The organism is Kribbella sp. HUAS MG21 (genome assembly GCF_040254265.1).
Lineage (GTDB): Bacteria > Actinomycetota > Actinomycetes > Propionibacteriales > Kribbellaceae > Kribbella.
Genome location: NZ_CP158165.1, coordinates 94,478 through 115,957 on the forward strand (window position 1 = coordinate 94,478; position 21,480 = coordinate 115,957).

General features: G+C 69.7%; 19 protein-coding genes. 9 read left to right on the plus strand and 10 right to left on the minus strand.

Annotation, left to right across the window (positions count from 1 at the left end):
- Positions 1-43: 43 nt before the first annotated feature.
- The 4 genes from ABN611_RS00445 to ABN611_RS00460 form a co-directional block, all read right to left on the minus strand.
- Positions 44-1,297 carry a hypothetical protein gene (locus ABN611_RS00445; RefSeq protein WP_350277708.1) on the minus strand — a complete coding sequence of 418 codons (1,254 nt, stop codon included), beginning with the start codon at positions 1,295-1,297 and terminating at the stop codon, positions 44-46.
- A gap of 2 nt (positions 1,298-1,299) precedes the next feature.
- Positions 1,300-2,847 (minus strand): alkaline phosphatase D family protein, encoded by a 1,548-nt coding sequence (locus tag ABN611_RS00450; protein ID WP_350277709.1) that lies wholly within the window; start codon positions 2,845-2,847, stop codon positions 1,300-1,302.
- Between the two features lie 126 nt (positions 2,848-2,973).
- Positions 2,974-3,345: a DUF1304 family protein gene (locus tag ABN611_RS00455; protein WP_350277710.1), complete on the minus strand. Its 372-nt coding sequence runs from the start codon at positions 3,343-3,345 to the stop codon at positions 2,974-2,976.
- The gene (locus ABN611_RS00460) at positions 3,342-3,773 is read right to left on the minus strand and encodes a cupin domain-containing protein (protein WP_350277711.1); all 432 of its coding nucleotides are present in this window, start codon (positions 3,771-3,773) and stop codon (positions 3,342-3,344) included. Before ABN611_RS00460 ends, ABN611_RS00455 begins: the two co-directional genes overlap by 4 nt.
- Before the next feature lie 122 nt (positions 3,774-3,895).
- On the opposite strand from ABN611_RS00460, the gene ABN611_RS00465 reads away from it, so the two are divergent.
- A complete protein-coding gene (locus ABN611_RS00465; protein ID WP_350277712.1) occupies positions 3,896-4,945 on the plus strand; it encodes a helix-turn-helix transcriptional regulator in 1,050 nt (349 codons plus the stop codon).
- Here the strand turns inward: ABN611_RS00465 and ABN611_RS00470 are convergent.
- Positions 4,935-5,834 carry an AraC family transcriptional regulator gene (locus tag ABN611_RS00470; protein ID WP_350277713.1) on the minus strand — a complete coding sequence of 300 codons (900 nt, stop codon included), beginning with the start codon at positions 5,832-5,834 and terminating at the stop codon, positions 4,935-4,937. The genes ABN611_RS00465 and ABN611_RS00470 overlap by 11 nt on opposite strands.
- A gap of 121 nt (positions 5,835-5,955) precedes the next feature.
- On the opposite strand from ABN611_RS00470, the gene ABN611_RS00475 reads away from it, so the two are divergent.
- Entirely contained in the window at positions 5,956-6,819 is an 864-nt protein-coding gene (locus ABN611_RS00475) for an NAD(P)H-binding protein (protein ID WP_350277714.1), read from the plus strand.
- An 18-nt stretch (positions 6,820-6,837) separates the two neighbouring features.
- Here the strand turns inward: ABN611_RS00475 and ABN611_RS00480 are convergent, their stop codons facing one another.
- The 4 genes from ABN611_RS00480 to ABN611_RS00495 are packed head-to-tail and all read right to left on the minus strand — an operon-like array spanning position 6,838 to position 10,951.
- The gene (locus ABN611_RS00480; RefSeq protein WP_350277715.1) at positions 6,838-7,662 is read right to left on the minus strand and encodes a fumarylacetoacetate hydrolase family protein; all 825 of its coding nucleotides are present in this window, start codon (positions 7,660-7,662) and stop codon (positions 6,838-6,840) included.
- Entirely contained in the window at positions 7,659-9,173 is a 1,515-nt protein-coding gene (locus ABN611_RS00485) for a hypothetical protein (protein ID WP_350277716.1), read from the minus strand. Before ABN611_RS00485 ends, ABN611_RS00480 begins: the two co-directional genes overlap by 4 nt.
- Before the next feature lie 48 nt (positions 9,174-9,221).
- A complete protein-coding gene (locus ABN611_RS00490; RefSeq protein ID WP_350277717.1) occupies positions 9,222-10,070 on the minus strand; it encodes a carbohydrate ABC transporter permease in 849 nt (282 codons plus the stop codon).
- Positions 10,070-10,951, minus strand: a complete 882-nt coding sequence (locus ABN611_RS00495; RefSeq protein WP_350277718.1) for a sugar ABC transporter permease — start codon at positions 10,949-10,951, stop codon at positions 10,070-10,072. Before ABN611_RS00495 ends, ABN611_RS00490 begins: the two co-directional genes overlap by 1 nt.
- A 191-nt stretch (positions 10,952-11,142) precedes the next feature.
- Here ABN611_RS00495 and ABN611_RS00500 point away from each other — a divergent pair, with 191 nt between their 5' ends.
- From ABN611_RS00500 to ABN611_RS00530, 7 genes are all read left to right on the plus strand, one after another.
- The gene (locus ABN611_RS00500) at positions 11,143-12,444 is read left to right on the plus strand and encodes an extracellular solute-binding protein (protein WP_350277719.1); all 1,302 of its coding nucleotides are present in this window, start codon (positions 11,143-11,145) and stop codon (positions 12,442-12,444) included.
- Positions 12,445-12,446: 2 nt separating this feature from the next.
- Positions 12,447-13,499: a Gfo/Idh/MocA family oxidoreductase gene (locus tag ABN611_RS00505; protein WP_350277720.1), complete on the plus strand. Its 1,053-nt coding sequence runs from the start codon at positions 12,447-12,449 to the stop codon at positions 13,497-13,499.
- 76 nt (positions 13,500-13,575) lie between these two features.
- Positions 13,576-15,693, plus strand: a complete 2,118-nt coding sequence (locus tag ABN611_RS00510) for a heparinase II/III family protein (RefSeq protein WP_350277721.1) — start codon at positions 13,576-13,578, stop codon at positions 15,691-15,693.
- The gene (locus ABN611_RS00515; RefSeq protein ID WP_350277722.1) at positions 15,686-16,453 is read left to right on the plus strand and encodes an amidohydrolase family protein; all 768 of its coding nucleotides are present in this window, start codon (positions 15,686-15,688) and stop codon (positions 16,451-16,453) included. The genes ABN611_RS00510 and ABN611_RS00515 overlap by 8 nt, the downstream gene beginning before the upstream one ends.
- Complete coding sequence (locus ABN611_RS00520; protein WP_350277723.1) at positions 16,450-17,247, plus strand: amidohydrolase family protein; 798 nt, start codon at positions 16,450-16,452, stop codon at positions 17,245-17,247. Before ABN611_RS00515 ends, ABN611_RS00520 begins: the two co-directional genes overlap by 4 nt.
- A complete protein-coding gene (locus ABN611_RS00525) occupies positions 17,244-18,602 on the plus strand; it encodes a hypothetical protein (RefSeq protein ID WP_350277724.1) in 1,359 nt (452 codons plus the stop codon). Before ABN611_RS00520 ends, ABN611_RS00525 begins: the two co-directional genes overlap by 4 nt.
- A gap of 18 nt (positions 18,603-18,620) precedes the next feature.
- Positions 18,621-19,910, plus strand: a complete 1,290-nt coding sequence (locus ABN611_RS00530; RefSeq protein WP_350277725.1) for a glutamate-1-semialdehyde 2,1-aminomutase — start codon at positions 18,621-18,623, stop codon at positions 19,908-19,910.
- Here ABN611_RS00530 and ABN611_RS00535 read toward each other — a convergent pair.
- Positions 19,873-21,477 (minus strand): alpha/beta hydrolase, encoded by a 1,605-nt coding sequence (locus ABN611_RS00535; RefSeq protein ID WP_350277726.1) that lies wholly within the window; start codon positions 21,475-21,477, stop codon positions 19,873-19,875. The two genes, ABN611_RS00530 and ABN611_RS00535, sit on opposite strands and share 38 nt — an antisense overlap.
- Positions 21,478-21,480 lie beyond the last annotated feature (3 nt).

The following is a 21,480-nucleotide window of genomic DNA, read 5'->3' on the forward strand; positions in this document are numbered from 1 at the left end:
CGTGCTGTGGGACACCGTGAAGGGTGTCCCACAGCACGTTGACTCACCAGCTGTTGTTGGAGATTCCGGTGCCGAGGTAGACCTGGTCGTAGGTGTTGCCGTCGTTGTCGTCGGTGTAGGTGACGGCCACTTCGGCGTACGGCGAGACAGCTACTGCCAGCTGTTCCTGGCGGCCGGTGGCCACGGAGCTCAGGCGCTGTGACGACAGCCGGCCGGCGTCGGTGCCGTTGGTGCCGAAGCCGCGGACCCAGACGTCCGGGTCCGCGCCTTGCACCGTCCAGCCGACCACGGTCTGCGCCTGGTCGTCGATACCGATCGACGCACCGGTACCGCCGACCGCGACCTCGGTGTCCGCGTAGCGCGCCGTACCGGTCGAGGTGAACGAACGCGTCCAGACGCCCGCAGTGCCGGTGTGGTCGGACTCCCACGCGACCGCGAAGTCGCCGTTGAAGTTGGCCGCCACCGCGGCACGCTGCTGCTGCCCGCCGCCCGCACTGTTCGCGGACCGCCGCGACAACGTGGCTGCGCCGTTCGTACGGCCCAGCCGGATCAGGCCGATCTGGTAGTACCCGTTGCCGTCCGCGTCGTCGTCCCAGACGACCACCGCGTCACCGGACGCAGACACTCCCACGTCCGGGTTGTGGTGCTGACCGGTCGTGGCCGACGCGCTCACCTCCCAAGCGCGCGTTGTCGGGCCAGTGAAGCCAGCAGCCTTCACCGTCGCCGCAGCACCGGTCTGGATGTCCTCCCACGCCACAGTGAACGCAACCGCAGCGCTAGTAGGTGCACCATCCGGGTCGACAGCCACACGTGGATTGATCTGCTGACCGGTAGAGCTGCTGTTGGCGTTGCCGGACGCAGTAACAGTGCCCGCGGTGTTCACGACGCGGTACGGGATGTTGTAGTACCCGTTGCCGTCCGGGTCGTCCTGCCACACGACGACCGCGTTGCCCTTGTCGTCCAGCCCGACGTCCGGACGCAGGTGCCGCCAGTTCGTCACACCGGTGCTGCCCGCGGCGGACAGCTTCTTCTCGTAGACGGCGGTGCCGTTGTGGAACAGCCGCAGGTAGATCTCGCTGTGCACGTTGTCGGTCGCGTTGTCGGTGTCGCGGTCGTCCTCCCACACCACAGCGACGTACCCGTTCCGGTTGGTCGCCACCGCGGCGGCGTCCTGGTCGCCGGTGGACGTACTGTTCGCCGTCACCCAGGTAGGTGTGGCGACATGCGCCGAGGCCGGCGACGCGATGAGGGTGAGCGCAGTAGCTGCGAGCGCGGTGAGAGCCAGGGTCTTCTTCATCGTCACACCGCCTGCAGTCCGGGTCGGCCCTCTTGGATGACGAACGACTTCGCCGTGGTCACCGCGGCACCGTGCTCCGTCACCTTCCCGACGGCGCGGAAGTCGGCGCGCAGCTGTGTCGGGCTGATCGTCGTACGCACGTAGCCGCGGCGGTTCTGGTAGAACCGCAGCCACGGGTTGGTCGAGAGGTTCGGGATCGTGGTGGAGCCGTCGCCGTCGCCACTCGAGGAGACCGAACTCGTCACCAGCTCCGACCCGATGACGGCCGAGTTCGGGTTGCTGTAGTCGGCCTTCAGGTCGCTGGCCCACGCGCGGTGCACATCGCCGGTCAGCACCACCGGGTTGCGGGTGCCGCGGTTGACCCAGCCCTGCTGGATGCGGGCCCGGGACGCGCGGTACCCGTCCCACGAGTCCATGCTCGCCGCACCCGCCGAGTCGAAGCGCCGGGCGAAGAACACCTGCTGGCCAAGGATGTCCCACGTCCCGTAGTGCTGGTTGAGTCCGTCGAGCAGCCAGGTCTCCTGCGCGTTGCCAGGCAGGCTGCGCGTGGCCAGGTCGGCGTCGGAGCACACCTTCCAGCCGTCGCCGCAGGCCTGGTCGTTGCGGTACTGCCGCGTGTCGAGCATGTGGAACGTCGCGAGACTCCCCCACCGCAGCCGGCGGTACAGCGGGATCGAGTTACCACTGTTCGCCTGCGCGGGCCGCAACGGCATGTTCTCGTAGTACGCCTGGTACGCCGCCGTACGCCGAGCCGTCCACTGCGCCGTGGTCAGCGACGGCGTACTGTCCGCGCGCACCATGTTCGCGTAGTTGTTCTCCACCTCGTGGTCGTCCGGTACGACGAGCCAAGGCGCAGCCGCGTGTGCTGCCTGGAGATCCGGATCGGACTTGTACTGCGCATAGCGGCGGCGGTAGTCCGCGAGCGACACGATCTCGCTCGCCCCCGCGTGCAGCCGCGGCCTGCCGGACGTGGCGCCGTACTCGTAGATGTAGTCGCCCAGGAAGAGGATGAGGCCCGGGTTCTCCTCGGCCATCCGCCGGTAGACGGTGTAGTAGCCCTCCTCGTAGTGCGCGCAGGAGGTGAACGCCATCACCAGGTCGCGGCCGTTGGTGCCGACCGCGGGGGCGGTGCGGGTGCGGCCGACGGGCGAGATGTGCCCCTGGGCGCGGAACCGGTAGAAGTAGTCCGCGTCCGGGCTGAGCCCGGCCGCGACGACGTGCACCGAGTGCGCGGCGCCGTACGTCGCGGTGACCGTGCCGGACGCGACGAGCGTGCTGAAGGTGTCGGTGGTCGACACCTGCCAGTCGACGGCGACGTCGGCGTTCGCCATGCCGCCGTGGCCGTCGGAGTTCAGCGGCGACGGCGCCAGCCGCGTCCAGAGGACGACACTGCCGGCGTCGGGTTCGCCGGACGCGACACCGAGCTGGAAGGGGTACGGGACGGCGGCGGTGGCGGTGATCACCGACGACTGGGCGGCAGCCGGGAGGGCGCCGGCCCCGGCCGCGGCGAGTCCGCCGAGAACAAGGGTCCTGCGACTGATTGGGCTCATGGGCCTCACCTTCACTTCTACTCAGGGCGGTAGGCCCCCGGATCGGTCGAACTGTCGGTGACCATCCGGGAACCTTGAGTGTGTGCGGTGGTTCGTGCCCATGATTGCGCAGAATTCGTAACTTTCCTACAGCATGAGGACGAGCAAAACCGCGGCCGGGATGCCTTCGAGCAGCGCGTTGAACCAGAGCCGCCGCTCCGACACGACCAGGACGATGGCCATGAAGGTGTGCTGGGCCGCGGTGAACGTCACCAGCGCCTCGCCGGCGGCTTCCCGTCCGTTCGCGGCGAGGACGACGCCGATCACCAGGGCCGCCGCGGTCGTCAGGTTGTACCAGCCCATGTTGACGGTCCACAGCCGGACGGCGTCGAAGTCGCCCGGCTTGGTGAGGAACATCGGGTACAGCTTCGGATGCCTGTACAACAGCGATTCCATGACGAACACGACCGCGAGCATGGCCGCGATGGCGATCGCCAGGACCTGCGCGGCGGTGCTCACGGCGACACCGTGACGCCGTGCCGGCTCGCGATCTCGCCGAGCGCGACGTAGTCGGCGGGATCCGCGCCGGCCAGGTCGGCGAAGAACTCACCCATCCGTCCGGTCTGGCTGATCGCCAGGAACTTCGCCGCCGGGGTGAGCACCGAGAAGGTGTTCACGGTCCCGGCCGGGATGCTGATCGACGCGCCGGGACCGAGGTCGTAGCCCTGCTCCCCCGCTTGGACGAGGATCCGGCCCTGCAGGACGTAGAACGCCTTGCTCCAGGACTCGGTGTGCGGCGGCGCCGCCGCGCCGCGCGGTGCGTCGATCTCGAACACCTCGTACTGCCCGCCGCTGTGCTCGGCGCCGACCTTGACGGTCACGGTCGCGTCCGGGGCGGCGTACTCGGCGCCGCTGCCCGCGTTGCTCAGATGCACTGATTCGTTCATGCCGCCGACGGTAGGAATGCGCGCCGCGCCCAGCCATCCCGTGCGACTGGGCTTCACCGGCCGCCCGCGATCCCCACATTTCCGGGATAGGCGGCAGCCGTACGGCGGCGCATACTGAGCCCATGTGGGAGGGCCGGGCGCGGACCGCGCGCCGGGACATCGCGGCACTGGCGACGTCGGGGATGGGCGTCGCCGAACTCCACGCGGCCGCGATCGAGGTGGTCGAGCAGGTCGTCGGGAGCGAGCTGACCTGCTGGGCCGGCATCGACCCGGGCACGCTGGTGATCAGCTCGATGACCAGCGGCGGGCCGCGCATCCCGGCGGAGTACGAGCGGCGGCTGGCGGAGACGGAGTACGCCGGGACCGTGCCGAACTCGTTCGCCGAGCTGGCCCGGACCTCGCATCAGGTCGCGCGGATGTCGGACCTGCCGTACCGGGAGGTGGTCTCGCACCGGCGGCTGAACGAGGTGTGGCGGCCGCTCGGGATCGAGCACGAGGTGCGGACCACGTTCGTGGTCGACGGGGACTGCTGGGGGGCGGCCGGGTTCGTCCGCAGCGGGTCCGATTTCAGCGACCGCGAGGTCGAGTTCCTCGGGTCGGTGGCGCCGGTGATCGGCGCGGCGACGCGGGTCGCCGTCCGGACGGATGCGCACGGGTACCGCGGAGGGGTCGGCCCGTCGATCGTCGTCACCGGCCCGGCCGGCGAACCGCGGGCGGTGACCGCGGCCGCGCGGACCTGGCAGGACGAGCTGGACGAGCTCGCGCCCGGGCGGTTCGCCGTACTGCTCCGGGCCGTCGTCACCGGGACCCGCGCCGCGGCCTCCGGCACCTTCCAGGCCAGGGTGCAGGCGGCGTCCGGCGGGTGGGCGGTGATGCAGGGCAGCCGGCTGCTCGGCGACACCGAGGACGAGGTCGTGGTCACGATCGAGCCCGCGTCCGGGCAGCACCTGGTCGGGATGCTGCTGGCGGCGTACGGGCTGACCACGCGGGAGCGGGAGATCTGCCTGGAGATCATCTCCGGGCACACCACCGCCGCGATCGCCGACCGGCTGGCGATCTCGCCGCACACGATCCAGGACCACTTGAAATCGGCGTTCGCGAAGGTCGGCGTCCGCAGCCGCGGCGAGCTGGTCGCGACCCTGCGCCCGGACGACCTGACCGTCAAGCCGTGACGAGCTGCTTGCGATACGTCCCCGGCGGTACGCCGAAGTCGCGCTTGAACGCCTTCGCGAACGCGAACTCGGACGTGTAGCCGATCTCCTTCGCGATCCTGGCGAGCGGGCGGTCGTGGTCGCGCAGCAACCGCGCCGCCGTCGTCATCCGCCACCGCGACAGATAGGTCAACGGCGGCTCGCCCACCGCATCGGTGAACCGCCGCGCGAACGCCGCCCGTGACAGCCCGACGTCGGCCGCCAGGTCGGCGACCGTCCAGGCCGCGCCGGGGCGCTCGTGAATCAGCTCCAGCGCCTGGACGACGGTCGGATCGGTCAGCGCCCGCGCCCAGCCCCGGTCCGTCGGGCAGTCGTTGTCCTCGAACCATGCCCGCAGGATCAGCACCAGCAGGGCGTCCACCAGCGCCGGTACGACGGCCGCCGCGCCAGGCGGGCGCGCGTCCAGCTCCTCGCCGAGGATGCTGATTGCCGTGTGCAACGAACGATGGCGGCCCGGATCGGCCGGTACGACGACCACGTCCGGCAGCTTGCTCAGCACCGGATGCGGGCGCTCGCGATCCAGCCGGTAGGTCCCGCACAGCAACAGGGACCGCGCGCCCGGACCGTCCTGCGGGTCCTCGACGGTCGGATCGAAGTCGACCAGCGGCGAGTCGGGGTGGTCCGCCAGCGCGTGCGCGGCACCGCGCGGCAGCAGCACCGCGTCGCCGGGGCCGAGCGGGATCGGGTCGCCGGCGCGCGGCAGCAACCACGCCGTGCCTTGCAGGATCAGGTGGAAGGTGGCGCCGAACGAGTCCCGGAAGCGCAGGCCCCATGGTCCCCGAACGTCGGTCCGGCCGGAGTCGGCGGGCCCGGTCCGCATCGAGGCGACGACATCCGCGAGCACATCCATACCTGCATGGTACGCGCACCGGTCAAGACGATCGGACATAAACCAGCGCTCCATGGACATAGATCCGCTCGCAGGCGGCTCCTACTGTCGGTGACAGAACTTCTACTGACAAGGAGCAAGGATGAGCATCGTCGTCACCGCAGCCACCGGCCACCTGGGCACTCTCGTCGTCGACGAGTTGCTGCAGCGGGTCCCGGCCGACCAGGTCGTCGCGGTCGCGCGGAACGCCGCGAAGGCCGCACCGCTGGCGGAGCGCGGCGTCGAGGTCCGGATCGCCGACTACAACGACCCGGCCGCGCTCGCGAAGGCGTTCGGGGCGGGCGACACGGTCCTGCTGATCTCCGGCCTGGAGCCGAACCGCCTCGAGCAGCACAAGGCGGTGCTCGCGGCCGCGCAGGACGCCGGCGTCGCGCGGATCGCGTACACCAGCGTGCTCGGCGGCCCGGAGGCCGACTTCGACCTGGCCGCGGACCACCGCGCGACCGAGCAGGCGATCCTGGACTCGGGCCTGCCGTACACGATCCTCCGCAACGGCTGGTACAACGAGGTCTACACCGACCAGCTCGCGGTCCAGCTGGCCAACGGCGTCGTCGGCAGCGCGGGCGACGGGCTGATCGCGTCGGCCGCGCGGCGGGACTACGCGGCCGCGGCGGCCGTCGTGCTGACCTCGGAAGGGCACGAGAAGAAGGCGTACGAGCTGAACGGCGACGTCGCCTGGACGCTGACCGAGTACGCGGCCGAGCTGGCGAAGCAGTCCGGGATGGACATCGGCTACACCAACCTGTCCCCCGAGGACCACGCGCAGGTGCTGGTCGGCGCCGGGCTGCCGGAGCCGGTCGCGCAGCTGTTCGTCGGCGTCGACAACGCCATCGAACGTGGGCTGCTCGCCGGCCGCGGCAGCGACCTCACCCGCCTCATCGGCCGCCCGACCACACCCGTCGCGGAGAGCATCAGCGCCGCGCTGAAGACCGTCCAGGCAGGCTGAGCCGGAACAACCGCCTCGTCACGGTGCCGTGACGAGGCGGTTGTGCTGTTCTCCCAGCCCGTCGGCCCACACCCGCAGTACGTCGCCCGCGCGCAGGTACCGGGGCGGCTTCTGGCCGGCGCCGACACCCGCCGGGGTGCCGGTGCTGATCACGTCGCCCGGGTAGAGCGTCATGAACTGCGAGATGTAGTGCACCAGGTGCGCGACGCCGAAGATCATCTCGGCCGTCGAGCTGTCCTGCAGCACCTCGCCGTTCACGTCCAGCCCGAGCCTGAGCTTCTGCGGGTCCGGCACCTCGTCCGCGGTCAGGATCCACGGTCCGAGCGGGCAGAACGTCGCCGCGTTCTTGCCCTTGTCCCACTGCCCGCCGCGCTCGAGCTGGAAGTGCCGCTCGGACACGTCGTTCACCAGCACGTACCCGGCGACGTGTTCCAGCGCGTCGGCCTCGTCGTTCAGGTAGGCCGCCGTACGGCCGATCACGACGCCGAGCTCGACCTCCCAGTCGGTCTTCTCGCCGCCCCGCGGGATGACCACGTCGTCGCACGCGCCCACCACGGTGTCCGGCGCCTTCAGGAACAAGATCGGCTCGGCCGGCGCCTCCTGCCCGCCCTCGGCCGCGTGGTCGGCGTAGTTCAGCCCGACGCACACGATCTTCCCCGGGCTGAGCGGCGGCGCCACTCGCACGGTGTCGAAGTCCACCGGCGCTTCCCCGGCGGCCGCCCGATCCCGCCACCTGTCCACGTCGAACGACTCGGATGCCCCCGGCAACGGCACCACCCGGCCGTCCGCGTCCAGTACGGCGTCGCGCAGTCCGTCCGGCGTGTGGATCCGGAGCAGTCTCACTTGTTCCTCCAACCAGAGTTCTTGGCCCAGTTCAGGTAGGCGATCCCCAACGCGTGCGAGCCTTGCACGGGCACGAGCTGTACGGCGTCGTACACCCGGAGGGACTGTTCGTAGACGAGCAGGTCTTGTTCGGCGTACGCACCCCATCGTGCACACTGCACCGCGTTCGCCGGGACCGCGACCCCCGTCCCGTCGACGCGGTACCAGACCTCGGTCGCGGACCGGATCAGCTTCTTCGTGAACGTCCTGGTGAACCGCCCGACGTCGGTCGCGGGCCCACTGGTGATCCCCGCGTCGTACGCCGCGTGCACGAACTCGACGCTGATCGCCGCGTGGCTGAGGTCCTCGATCTGCTTCGCGGCCGGGTACGACGGCGTGTACTCCGAGATGCCCGCGGTCTTCGGGAATCCGGCGTACAACTCGCTGTACGGCGGCCAGTACGTCCACACGTAGGCGTCGTCGACGAGGCGCAGCGCGGGCTCGAACGCCTTCAGCATCTGCAGGACCCGCGTCCGGTACCGCGGCTGCTTGGTGACGCGGAAGAGCTCGACCAGCACCTGCCCGATGCCCTGGCTCTGGTTGTACGGCTGGATCGTGCCGTCGAACGGGATCGGCGCGCCCTTCGGCCACACGTAGTCGCCGCTGCCGTCCGGCCGGGACACCCACTCCGGGTCGTGGAACTCGACCGCCGCGATCGCCGAGTCGAGCACCTCGCGCGCGAACTCCTGCCGCTCACCGCGGCGGAGCTCCGGCGACTCCAGCACCATCCGCGCGTACCGGGCCAGCGGGAACGCGACCATCCCGGTGTGCACGGCGAAGACGTAGTACTGCGACTTGAAGTTGATGGTGCCCGGCGCGGGTGCGGGCGCGGCCGCCGGGGCGTCGCGCAGGTCGACGGCGGTCCAGCGCAGCCCCGCGTTGTAGATGTTGTTCACGGCCGTGACGACGTACGACGGTGACGCCGGATCGAGACTGACCGCCGGGAGCGTGACGACCGTGGTGGTGGCGGGGTTGCGGAGCACGAGGTCGAAGGTGCCGTTGGCAACGTTCGAGACCTGGGCCGTCGACTCGGCGGACCTGATCCCGGCCCAGCGGAGCTGTACGGCGGGCGCGCCGTTGCCGTCGGGCAGCACGCCGTGCCCGGCCGTGTAGTTGCCCGCCGTACGCCAGACCTGGCCCGACCGGCCGGCGTAGTCCTGAACGCCGCGCGCGTGGTCGGTGGTCTTGCGCAGATGGCGGGCGCGGTCCTCGAAGGTCCGCAGGTAGCGCTCGTCCTGGTAGGCCTCGTACATGCGCAGCAGGCCTAGGAGGAAGTAGGACTCGCCCCAGGCGTACAGGCCGGCTTCGTTGTGCTGTGGGTTGGAGGCGAGGTAACCGGCCTGGGCGGCGTCGAAGGCTTCCGGGGAGTCGTAGACGAGTGGATCGGCGAAGGCCGTCGAGGGCAGACCTGCCCAGGCGGCGACTCCGCCGGCGGCGGTTCCGAGGATGAGCGTGCGGCGGCTGACGTGCATCGATGACCTCACTAAGGGGGTGTGGGCGGGGTGGGCGGGCTGGGCGGATCAGCCTTTGACGGCACCGCCCATGCTGTTGAGGATGCGTTTCTGCAGGAGGAGGAAGACCACGACGACCGGGATCAGCGAGATCACCGTGCCGGCGGCGAGACCGCGGACGTCGGTGCCGGCGACGCCGCTCAGGTAGGCGATCCCGAGGGCGATCGGGAACTTGGACTGGCTGGTCAGCACCACCAGCGGCCAGATGAAGCTGTTCCAGACCGAGACGAAGCCGAGGATCGCGAGCACCGCGAGCGTCGGCGCGACGATCGGCACGCAGATCCGCCAGAAGATCGCGAACTCGTTCGCGCCGTCCACCCGCGCGGCCTCGACGATCTCGTCCGGGATCTGCGAGAACGCCTGGCGGAGCAGGAAGATCCCGAGCGACGACAGGATCGCCGGCAGGATCACCGACGCGAACGTGTCGGTCAGCCCGAGCTCGCTCATCACCAGGAACCGCGGGATCAGCATCAGCTCGCCGGGCAGGAACATGATCGACAGGAACAGCATGAAGAACACGCCCCGGCCGCGGAACGCGATCCGGGCCAGCGGGTACGCCGTCAGCGCCGACACGACGAGGTACACCGGGACCGTGATGCCGACGTAGATCACCGAGTTCACCAGGAACCGCGCGTACGGGATCGTGGTCCACGCCTCGCGGAACCAGTCGGCGACCGGCGGCCGCGGGATCAGGTCCGGCGGGAACCCGAACACGTCCTGGCTGGCCGGTTTCGTAGCGGCGCTCAGCAGGATCAGGAACGGCCCGATGAACAACGCCGCAACCGCGACCAGCAGGACGTAGAGACCGATCCGCTTGACGCTGAGCCGGCGCTGGGGACGGTACAACCTGCGGGCCATCAGACGTCCCTCCGCCGGGTCACCAGGAGGTTGAAGCCGGCCAGGACGATCATGATCGCCCACAGCAACAGGCCGACGGCGCTCGCATAGCCCATGTCGTAGTCCTCGAAGGCTTTCGACCAGATGTAGTAGCCGAGGGTGAGGGTGGAGTCGAGCGGCCCGCCGCGGGTCAGCACGTACACGGACTCGAAGGCCCGCATCGCCTCGAGCATGCTGAGCACGAGCGTCACCGCGAACGTCGGCCGCAGCGACGGTACGACGACGTGCAGCAGCCGCTGCCACCCGCTCGCGCCGTCGATCGTGGCCGCCTCGAGCTGGTCCGACGGCACCGCCTGCAGCCCGGCGAGGTAGATCATCATGAACAGGCCGGCGTTCTTCCACGCCTCCAGCAGGACGACGGTCGGCAGCGCCCAGTGCCGGTCCAGCAGGAAGTCGGTCGGCGCCGCGCCGAACAGCCCGAGCACCCAGTTCACGACGCCTTCGCGGTTGAACACGTACCGCCAGGCGACCGCGACGGCGACCATCGACGTGATCACCGGCAGGTAGTAGAGCATCCGGAACGCCTGGATCGCGCGCAGCTTGAGGTTCACCAGCATCGCGAGGAACAGCGGCGCCACCACGGTCAGCGGCAGGAACATCAGCACGAACAGCAGCGAGTTCCGCAGCGCGATCCAGACCCGCGGGTCCTCCGCGAGCCGGACGAAGTTGTCCAGGCCGGTGAAGCGCACCGGGTGCACGATGTCGTAGTCCGAGAACGCCAGCTGGATCGCGATCACGGCCGGCCAGGCGAACATCGCGGCGTAGAACAGCAGCCCGGGCAGCATGAACACGTACGGCGTGTACCAGTGCTGGCCGACCACGCGGCCCTTCAAACCCGGCATGGCTTGCTCCTCGTGTCTGAAACCCAGATTTCAGATACCAAGCTGACGGGAACCGTAACGCACAACACTGACCGCCGGAAGCGGTAACTACAGAAAATTTTGCCGTCGTTCCGTTGACGACCGCGATCCGATGCCGAACACTGTGATGTCTGTAAGCCAGGTTTAGGACATTCCGTTCTGAGGAGCCACTGATGGCCCGACCCCTGCACAGACTCCGGCTCACCCTCGTCGCCGCGCTCGTACTGGCCCTGGCCGGCTGCGTGTCCGGCAGCCCGGCCGCCGGCGACGACCCGAAGCAGTCCGGTGACGCGTACTCCGGTGAGATCGAGTGGTGGACGATCAACCTGCAGAAGAACTACGGGCCGGACATCCAGAAGTGGATCGACGCCTACCAGAAGGAACACCCGAAGGTCTCGATCAAGTGGGTCGACGTCCCGGGCCAGGACATCACCACGAAACTGCTGGCCGCGATCGCCAGCGGCAAGGTGCCGGACGTCGTCAACTTCACGTCCGCGACCGCCGGGTTGTTCGGCGGCTCGATGGCCGACCTGAACGGGCTGTTCAGCGCCGAGGACGTCGCGGCGTACCTGCCGAACCTCGCCGAGCCGCTGGTTGCCGACGGCAAGCGGATCGCGATCCCGTGGTACAACGGCGGCACCTCGCTGGCGTTCTACAACAAGGACCTGCTGGCCAAGGCCGGCTTCGATCCCGCGAGTCCGCCGAAGACGTACGACGAGGCGCTCGCGCTCGCCACGAAGTACCACCAGGCGACCGGCAAGTCGGCGACGAACTTCATGGCGTACTCCAGCGTCGTACAGGCCGACGGGATCCCGCTGCTGTCCGAGGACGGCAAGACCGCCGCCTTCAACACGCCGAAGACGCTGGCACTGCTGGAGAAGTTCAAGCCGCTCTACACCTCCGGCGTGATCGCCCCCGGCAGCCTCGGCGAGAACCCGCGGGAGCTGCCGCAGTCGCTGGAGAACAAGCTGATCGCGTTCAACCCGGCCGCGGTGTCGAGCTCACTGCTGAACGTGGAGAAGAACGCGCCCGCGGTCTACTCCTCGATCGTGGTCGGCCCGCCGGTGACCGGTTCCGACGGCAAGTTCTACATGCCCGGTCAGCAGGTGATGGGGATCCCGGCGAAGTCGGACAACCAGGCCGCCGCGGCCGCGTGGCTCAAGTACGTCGCCGCGCCCGAGCAGCAGCTCGCGCTCTGCAAGCTGGTGCCGATCTACCCGTCCTCGGTCAAGGCGCTCGCCGATCCGTTCTTCACCGACATCAGCGGGACGACGCCGGCCGACCAGGCGCGCAAGATCCTGATCGACACCTTCAAGCAGAGTGTGGACGCGTCGATGGGCTCCGGGAACGACGAGCAGCTGCGGCAGCTGTTCGACGACCAGGTGCGCGCGTACATGTCGGGGACCAAGACCGCGAAACAGGCACTGGACGACGCCGAGAAGGCGTGGAACGACACACTGGCGAAGGGTAAGTAGACGTGACGGAGACGCTGCGGATCGGGATCGTCGGCGCCGGGATCATGGGCCGGGGCAACGCGCTGTCGTTGTCCGGCCGGTCCGGCGCCGAGATCACCGCGGTGACCAGCCGGTCGGCGTCGTCGGCCGAGCGGCTGGCCGACGAGATCGCCGGACGGGGCGCTCGGCCTGTGGTGCATGCCGATCTCGGAGCGTTGCTGGCGAGCGACACCGTGGACGCCGTCGTACTGACCACGCCCGACGACCTGCACGGCGAGATGATGGTGCGCGCCGCGGAGGCCGGGAAGCACATCCTGGTGGAGAAGCCGATGACCACGTCGGTCGCGGAGGCGGACGCCGCGGTGAAGGCGATCCGCGAGCAGGACGTGGTCGCGATGTGCCTGTTCAACCACCGCTGGGTCCCGGCGTACGCGCAAGCGCACGAGCTGCTCGCCGGGCTCGGCGACGGCGCGGTCGCGTACGCCCGCAAGGACGACACGATCTTCGTACCGACCGAGATGCTCTCCTGGGCGGACCGCACGACGTGCGCGTGGTTCCTGTCCAGTCACGACATCGACCTGATGTCCTGGTTGCTCCGCGACCAGGTACGGCGGGTCTACGCCACCGCGCGCTGGGGCAAGCTCCGGTCGCTCGGCATCGACACCCCGGACGCGATCCAGATCCAGGCGGAGTACTCGCGCGGCACGGTGGCGACCTTCGAGTCGGCGTGGATCTACCCGAACACGTTCCCGACGACCGTCGACTCGTACGTCACGGTCGTCACCGACGACGGCGTGGTGCAGGTGGACCGGCAGAAGGAGAACGTCGTACTGGCACGTGCCGACGGGTACACGTACCCGCGGAACATGCTGCAGCGGGTGATGCACGGTGTCCCGGCCGGGGCGTACGCCGACGCGATCGCGCACTGGGTCGACTGCTGCCGCACCGGCCGGCAGCCGCTGATCACGATCGAGAGCAGCCGCAACGTCACCGCCGTACTCGAGGCCGCGCACCTGTCGATCGAGACGCGGCAGCCGGTCGACGTGTCGATGCTGGCCGATCCCGGGGCCGCATGAGTGAACGGAGTGAACTCATCAAAAAACACAGCGTACCTTGTGCCTCATCCGCGCCCGGAGCGAAGCGAGGACGCGGATGAGTATCGGGCCGGAGAAGCCGCGGCACATCGACGGGCGGATCAACCGGATCGGGACGGACGACCTCATCAAGGCCTTCGGCTCGCCTGCTGCTGATCTGGCTGGGCTGCGAGCGTTCGTGGGTTCACAGCTGCGGCGACCGGCCTGGCCGTTGCCGGAGTGGGCGGCTGCTACCCGACCCGACGCTGTCCTCGCCGCGGCTGCACCGCTGCTCGAGGGCGTGGACGTCACGGGAGCCGGGCTTGGGCGGTCGCAGCTGTACGGCTTCCACTACCTCGGCTGGCTGGCACCAGGTGTGCAGGCGTGGGTGATGACAGGTGACGAGCGGTACCTGCGGGCGTTCGAGCAGCACCTGCACGACTGGGTCGCGCAGCGCGACTCGGTGACCGGTGAGTGGCCGGGGCTCGACGTCATCTGGTACTCGCTCGGCACGTGGGCCCGCTGCCGCAGCCTGCTGCCGGCACTGGAGGTGCTGACGCCCTCGGACCTGTCCGACGAGGTGTGGGGTGAGCTGGTCGCCACGCTCCTCGGCGGCGCGCGCTGGGCGTACGACGAGCATGACGTGTTCCGGCACGGCAACTGGCAGCTGGTGTGCGCGACCGAGCTGCTGCACATCAGCGCGGTACTGCCGGCCCTGGTGGAGTCGGCAGCGTGGGCGGAGCGTGCACGAGAGCGGATCGAGGAGCACCTGCTGCTGGACATTTATCCGGACGGCGGGCACTACGAGCGCTCACCTGGGTACCACAGGATGGTGTTGACCGCTCTGCAGACCGCTGCTCGCATCGATCCTGCTCTCGCGGCACATCCGCGGTTCGCTGCCATGCACACCTGGATGTGCGAGCTGGCGTCGTCCGGCGGCTGGATGCCGCACCTGCAGGACAGTGGGATCGAGTGGCCTGCTGCCTCGTTGCTGCGCGGCAGCTACCTGCTGAACGACCCTGCGCTGGCACAGGTCGCTGCGCAGTGGTTGACGGCGTCGGAGTTCGCCGCGGAGGTTGCGACGTTTCCGGCGTGGCCGGGGCGTCAGGAGCGGTGGTCGGCAGCAGCTGAGGTTCCTGAGTTGCCGCGGGCGACAGTGCTGCCCGAGTCGGGGTACACGATCCTGCGGGCGCAGGAGCTGCGGGCCGTGATCAACCACGGGCCGCACATCGAGCACGAGTTGGAGTCGCACTCGCATCGCGCCGTACTGGACCTGGTCCTCGACGGGTGGCAGCAGCCGCTGCTGTGGGAGGCGGGTGGTCCGCCGAGCTACGACGATCCCGGGTACCAGACGTGGTACCAGTCGGGTCGCGGCCACAACACCGTGCTGGTCGACGACGTAGAGCTCTCGACCGATCGTGGCGTGGCTGTCGATCCGCTCGTCGACACGGATGTGGTCGCGGTGTTCTCCGGGCGCCACCACGGGAACGGCGTGGAGCAGGCGCGGACCGTTGCGATGGTGCGCGAGGAGCCGGCGTACGTCGTCGTCACGGATCGCGCGGAGGGCGCGCACACGTTCCGCGCTTGCTGGCACGCACTGCATCCGTGGCGGCAGGTCGGACCGCTGGCGTACGACGCTTCCGCCGCTGACGGACCGGGCCTGTTGCTGATCGAGACGGGCGCCCCCGCAACCACCGTCCACGAGGCCACGGAAGGCACCGCTCGGCATCCAGTCCTGGGCCGGCGGACGGCTGAGTACGGCCCACTACATTCGCTCACCTTGGCGCGACCGACCGGCGACTTCACGACGCTCCTGATTCCGCACGCCGGTAGCACCGCCGGCGACGTATCAGTGGAACGTGTAGACGGTGAACTGGTCGTCGCCCTCGGCGAGACGGTCGACCGGATCGGCCCGGCGACCTGGACGCGCACCGTCGCCGGACAGTTGTCCTGGGCAACCGGTTGGGGTGTGCGGGAGCTCGGTGACTTCCTCCGTACGTCGGAACCGGTCGACGTCGTCGCGCGCGAGGGCCGGCTCGAACTCACCTGCTCGGCCCGCTGCGGCCTCTGGGTTCGAGCAGGTGCTGAGGTCCGCCTGAACGGCATCGTGATCGACGCAGTCGTTGAAGGCGAATGGTCACACCTGACGCTCCCGCACGCCGGGCCCTGGACCGTTGACGGGGTCCGGTATGAGTGACGAAGTGACCCAGGGCTGGTTCGACGCGCGGGTCGTGACCGGGGCGCATCCAGCCAGCCTGTTGCCGCCTACGGACCTGGACGCGATTGCCGCGCACCTGGATCGGTTCGCGCTGTCCGGTGCCCTGGTCAGCGCGATGGCGTCCTGGCTGCACGACCCGATCGGCGGCAACGCGGAAGCCTCCGCGGTCGCACACGCGCTGGCCGATCGCGGCGTCCTCGCCTGCTGGACCGCCGTCCCCGCCACCCCCGGCGAGCTCGACTCGCTGACCGCGTTGGTCGACCGGGCCGTCGACGACGGCGTCGCCGCCTTCCGCATCCATCCCGCGACGCACGGCTTCTCCCCCGCACTCCTCGAGGAGCTGTACGCCGCACTGCAAGCGAACGGCCTCCCCCTGTGCGTCGACGCCGCGGACATCACCTGGCCGGACCTGGCAACAATCGCGACCCGCTACCCCGACCTGCCGATCGTCGTCGGCGCCGTCGGCTACCGCAAGCTGCGCGAACTCTGGGCAGCGCTCGCCGCGAACACCAACCTGTACGTCGATCTCGTCGACTTCGCCGCCCACCAAGCCGTCGAGTGGCTGGCCGGTCAAAACCTGGCCGATCGGCTCGTGTTCGCGACCGGTCTCGGTGTCCGCGACCCCGGCGAAGGCGTCGTCCGGCTGGCGTGGTCCGGTCTCGACGACGCCACGGTCCGCCGGATCGGCGCGGAAACCGGCGGCCGGCTGTTCCGTCGTACCGCTGGAGCACGGTCGTGATCGGGCGCCGGCCGGGGCATCGGGTCGTCGACGTGCACGCGCACCTCGGCCCGTACTCGCTGTTCTTCATCCCGGAGTCGGACGCCGCGTCGATGGTCGCGGTGATGGAACTGACCGGGACCGACGTCACCGTGCTGGCCGCGAACCGGGCGATCCAGCAGGACGCGCACCTCGGCAACACGCAGTCGCTCGCCGCCGTGGACGCCTACCCCGACCGCATCGCGGCGTACGCCGTGATCAACCCGTGGCAGGACCCGGAGCGGGAGCTCGAGCGGCTGGCCGGGGATGAGCGGTTCGTCGGGATCAAGGTGCACCCGTCGCTGCACCGCTACCCGGTGACCGGCGCGCGGTACGCCGCCGTGTGGGAGTTCGCCGAGTCGACCGGCTGTCCGGTGCTGAGCCACTCCGAGCACCAGTCGCCGTACGACGCGCCGGCGATGTTCCAGGCCGTCGCGGAGCGGTACCCGGGGACGTCGATCGTGCTCGGGCACGCCGGGATCACGCCGCCGGGGGTCGACGAGGCGATCGCGGCCGCGCGCCGCTACGAGTCGCTGTGGCTCGAGGTGTGCGGCTCGCACATGACCGGGCCGCTGATCCGGTCGATGGTCGACCAGGTGGGCAGCGGGCGGGTCCTGTTCGGGTCGGACTTCCCGTTCATCGACCAGCGGATGTCGCTGGGCCGGGTGGTCTGCGCACCGCTCGCGGAGAGTCAACGCCAAGATGTTCTCAGCGGGAACGCCCGCAAGCTGTTCCGGTGGCGGCCGCTACCGGGAGAACGAGGGGTTGACCAATGACGGAAGAGACGCAGCAGCCGGAGCCGGCGTCCGGTGAGCGGTTGCCGTCGGTGACCGTGGGCCTGTTCGGCCCGCGCCGGCTGGTGAAGACGATGGCGGAGGTGGGTCAGGAGGTCGCCGAGCGGTCCGTGCCCGGCGTCCGGTTCGTCACCGGCGGGTACGACGACCTGTCCGAGGCCGAGGAGCGCTACCTGCGGCTGCGGGACCGGATCGATTCCGCGGTGTTCCCCGGCCCGTGGGCGTTCGACCTGGCGACGACCGGCCACTGGCTCACTGTCCCGTCCACACACCTCCCGCTGACAGGCGCGGCGCTGTACGCGGCCCTGCTGCGGGCGTCGCTGACGATCAAGGACGTCGACCTCACCCGCGTCAGCATCGACTCGCTGTCCCTCGCGGACGTCGCCGAGGCGTACGACGAAATCGGCCTGGACACGACCCAGGTGTACGACGTGCCGTACGAGGGTCCGGAGTCGGTCGAGGGGTTCGCGGCGTTCCACAAGGAGAAGTACGAGCGCCAGCACACCACGGTCGCGCTGACCACGATCCTGTCCGTGGAGCGCGACCTGCGCGCGGACGGCGTTCCGGTACTGCGGATCGCTCCGACGCGGTCGAGTGTGCGGGACGCGTTGGAGACCGCAGTACTGCTCGGGCAAGGCACGCGGATGGGTGCGCATCAGTTGGCGATGATCGCCGTCCAGGTGATTCCGTCGCGCGCCGAGTCGGGTGACTACTGGCAGCAGGAGCTGGCGCTGTCCACCCACCAGAAGCTGTTGTCGGAGGCGCGGCAGGTCGGTGCGTCCGTTACCCGCCGCTCCGACACGCTGTTCCTCGTCACGACGACGTACGGCGCACTGGTCCGGCTGACCGAGCAGTTCACCGTTGCGCCGTTTCTGGGCGCACTGACCGCGCAGCTCGGCGTACCTGTGGCTGTAGGCGCCGGCACCGGCCAGACTGCCCGTGCTGCCGAGGCCAACGCGCTCCTGGCTGTGGAGGAGTCAGTAGCTGCCGGCGGCAAGGTAGCGGTGTACCTGGACGGTGGCAGCGACCGCCTCGACCTGGAGCCGGGGCCTGCGACGACCGACGCGGCGCCTGTCGACAGTGCATCGCCGATCGACCAGCGGGCGCTGGAGATCGTCACCTCGATCGCCTCTGCCATGAGCCCCGCGCCCGGCCGACAGGTCGTCGTGGACGTCGAGAGCGTCGCCTCGATCATGCAGGTCACCCAGCGCACCGGCCGCCGGATGCTCAAGGAGCTGGTCGACGCAGGCCTCGCCTGGCCGTTGCCGCCGGCCCGCTCCACCGGTGGCGGCCGGCCGCGCCAGCAGTTCCGGCTGTTGACCGAGAAACTCGACTGACCGCCCTTGGAGGAAGCTGTGCAGACCCAAGCCGACCGGCTCTACGCGCGCGCCAAGCGGGTGATCGCCGGTGGGGTGTCCAGCGACGCCCGCCGCGCCGAGCGGCCGCTGTTCGTCGACCACGCGCGCGGTGCCGAGCTGTGGGACGTGGACGGCAACCGCTACCTCGACTACGTCCTCGGCCAGGGCCCCAACCTGCTGGGCCACGCCGCACCGCTGGTCGCCGACGCGGTGTCCGCACAGGTACGCCGTGGTGTCGCCTACGCCGCACAACACGAGCTGGAGGCACAGGTGGCGGAACGCCTGTGCAGCATGGTCCCCGCGGCGGAGCTGGTGCGCTTCAACAGCGTTGGCTCGGAGGCGGTGCACGGAGCGATCAGACTGGCCCGCGGCCACACCGGCCGGCCGAAGATCGTGAAGTTCGAGGGGAACTACCACGGGTGGCTGGACCCCGTTCTCTACAGCGTGCACCCCGACCTGGCACTGGCCGGCGACGCCCGGCACCCCACCGCGGTCGGCGGTACGGCGGGCCAGCCGCGGCACGACGCGGACGACCTGATCGTGCTGCCGTACAACGACCTTCCCGCGGTCGCGTCGGTGCTGGAGCAGAGCGGGGACGAGATCGCCGCGGTCATCCTCGAGCCGCTGCTCTGCAACACCGGCTGCATCACGCCACACCCCGGTTATCTGGAAGGGCTTCGGGACCTCACCCGGCAGCACGGGGCCTTGCTGATCTTCGACGAGATCATCACCGGCTTCCGGGTCGCTCCGGGCGGTGCCGGCGAGTTGCTGGGCGTCGTACCCGATCTGGCCGCCTTCGGGAAGGCGATGGCCGGCGGGATGCAGGTCTCCGCGCTGGCCGGCTCGCGGGAGGTAATGGGCACGATTGCCGACGGCAAGGTCGCGCACGCCGGGACGTTCAACTCGCACCCGGTCGCGATGGCCGCCGCCGACGCCGTCCTCCGGCACCTCGACGAGAACCGGTCCGCGGTCTATCCCCCGCTGAACGCGGCCGGTCTGCGGTTGATGGACGGGTTGCGGAAAGCAGCGGAGCGGCACGGCGTACCGCTGCTGGTCGACGGGCCTGGTCCGGTGTTCCAGACGTACATCACTGACCAGGCCGCGGTGACCGACTACCGCTCGTTCGCTGCCTGCGACCGGGCCGCGATGGCTCGGTTCCACGCGGGGTTGTTCGCCGCCGGGATCAACATCGTCCCGCGTGGGTTGTGGTTCCTGTCCACCGAGCACACCGCGGACCAGGTCGACGAAACTATCGAGGTAGCGGACTCAGTGTTCGCTTCGCTGTAGGAATCGGGTCGAAGGGCTTGCGGTCCTGCCTGCAGGTCGCGCCGTCGGCGGGCGCCTGCAGCCGGGTCAGGTAGCCGGTGATCATCCGGTCGGCGCAGACGCTCTTGCCGATCGTGGTGTGGCCCCAGCCCTCGACCGTCACCATCCGGGCGTCCGGGTACAGGTCGGCGTACGGCCTGGTCGCCTCGTACGGGGTGGCGGGGTCGTGACGGGTGCCGAGGACCAGGACGGGCTCCTTCACCTTGTTGTGCCACGGGCCGCGGAACGCGTCGGTGTCGCGGATGCCGAGGAACTCGCAGTGGATCCCGACCCACGCGCGGAACCGGCCGAAGTGCGGGGCGCGCCGGTCGGCCGCGGCGGCGTACAACGGGTAGGCCAGCGGGCGGCCGGACTGCTTCGCCTCGACGCACGGCTGCAGGACGTTGCCGATCGAGTAGTAGTCCTCCTTGCGGCGGTTCCACTCGATCAGTGCCTGCGAGGCCTTCGCTGCTGCCTTCGTCCGGTTGGGCCTCGACAGCTGCGCCAGGTCGACCCAGGTGGCGGCGAGAGCCGGGTAGCCGATCGGGTCGTAGAGGCTCGAGAAGGTCCTCGCGACGGCCAGCGCGTAGGTCACCGTCAGCAGCGAGCCGTCCGGGAGAGTGACCTGGACCGGGTGTGTCTTGAGCCGCTCCAGTGTCCCTTCCACCACTGCCTTCGGGTCGCCGAGCTGGTTCAGGGCGCAGGCTGTGCCGGCCTTCTTGCACTCGGCCAGGAACTGCTCGTAGGCGTCGTACGCGCCCTCGCCTTGTCTCAGGCGTACTCCGATCGGGTTCCGGTCGCCGTTCGAACCCGAGTACCACTCGGGGCTCAGCGTGCCGTCGAGGACCAGTGCGCGGATCTTGTTCGGGAAGAGCTTGGCGTACGTCGCGCCGAGGTACGTGCCGTACGAGTAGCCGACGTACGACAGCTTCTCGTCGCCGACCGCCTGGCGCAGCAGGTCCATGTCCCGGGCGACGTTCGCGGTCGAGTAGTGCGCGAGCCGGTCAGGGGACGTGAGCCGGCAGCTGACCGCTTCCTTCGCCGCCTCGACGATGAACTCGCGCTCCTCCTTCGCAGTCACCGGGAACGCGGGGACCTTGGCCAGCGCCGCCGCCTCCTCGGCCTCGGTCGGGTAGCAGGTCGCCGGGTCCGAACGGCTCACTCCGCGTGGGTCGAAGCCGAGGATGTCGAACTTCGCCCGGACCTCCGGTGTGTAGATCTGCTGACCGAGCTGCTGCACCAGGTCGACGCCGGAGCCGCCGGGACCGCCGGGGTTGGTGAACAGCGTGCCGATCTTGTGGGCCGGGTCGCCGGCCGGGAGCCGGGTCAGCGCGATCGTGGTGGTCGGGCCGTGCGGCTTGTCGTGGTCGGTCGGGACCTCGACGGACGCGCACTGGAACGGCTGCAGCTTCGGATCGCTGCCACAACTGCCCCACGCGATCTTCGGTACGACGGATTTGGCGTGGGCCACTGCCGGCGTCAACGGCGTCAGCAGCACCAGGGCCGCGCCCGCGACAGACAGTCTTCGAAGGATTCTTTTGGGCGTCATGTC

Excerpts from the sequence above, each read along its gene's own strand:
- ABN611_RS00445 (WP_350277708.1), bottom strand. The coding sequence starts at position 1,297 with ATGAAGAAGACCCTGGCTCTCACCGCGCTCGCAGCTACTGCGCTCACC.
- ABN611_RS00450 (WP_350277709.1), bottom strand. The coding sequence starts at position 2,847 with ATGAGCCCAATCAGTCGCAGGACCCTTGTTCTCGGCGGACTCGCCGCG.
- ABN611_RS00460 (WP_350277711.1), bottom strand. The coding sequence starts at position 3,773 with ATGAACGAATCAGTGCATCTGAGCAACGCGGGCAGCGGCGCCGAGTAC.
- ABN611_RS00465 (WP_350277712.1), top strand. The coding sequence starts at position 3,896 with ATGTGGGAGGGCCGGGCGCGGACCGCGCGCCGGGACATCGCGGCACTG.
- ABN611_RS00470 (WP_350277713.1), bottom strand. The coding sequence starts at position 5,834 with ATGGATGTGCTCGCGGATGTCGTCGCCTCGATGCGGACCGGGCCCGCC.
- ABN611_RS00475 (WP_350277714.1), top strand. The coding sequence starts at position 5,956 with ATGAGCATCGTCGTCACCGCAGCCACCGGCCACCTGGGCACTCTCGTC.
- ABN611_RS00485 (WP_350277716.1), bottom strand. The coding sequence starts at position 9,173 with ATGCACGTCAGCCGCCGCACGCTCATCCTCGGAACCGCCGCCGGCGGA.
- ABN611_RS00490 (WP_350277717.1), bottom strand. The coding sequence starts at position 10,070 with ATGGCCCGCAGGTTGTACCGTCCCCAGCGCCGGCTCAGCGTCAAGCGG.
- ABN611_RS00495 (WP_350277718.1), bottom strand. The coding sequence starts at position 10,951 with ATGCCGGGTTTGAAGGGCCGCGTGGTCGGCCAGCACTGGTACACGCCG.
- ABN611_RS00500 (WP_350277719.1), top strand. The coding sequence starts at position 11,143 with ATGGCCCGACCCCTGCACAGACTCCGGCTCACCCTCGTCGCCGCGCTC.
- ABN611_RS00510 (WP_350277721.1), top strand. The coding sequence starts at position 13,576 with ATGAGTATCGGGCCGGAGAAGCCGCGGCACATCGACGGGCGGATCAAC.
- ABN611_RS00515 (WP_350277722.1), top strand. The coding sequence starts at position 15,686 with ATGAGTGACGAAGTGACCCAGGGCTGGTTCGACGCGCGGGTCGTGACC.
- ABN611_RS00525 (WP_350277724.1), top strand. The coding sequence starts at position 17,244 with ATGACGGAAGAGACGCAGCAGCCGGAGCCGGCGTCCGGTGAGCGGTTG.
- ABN611_RS00535 (WP_350277726.1), bottom strand. The coding sequence starts at position 21,477 with ATGACGCCCAAAAGAATCCTTCGAAGACTGTCTGTCGCGGGCGCGGCC.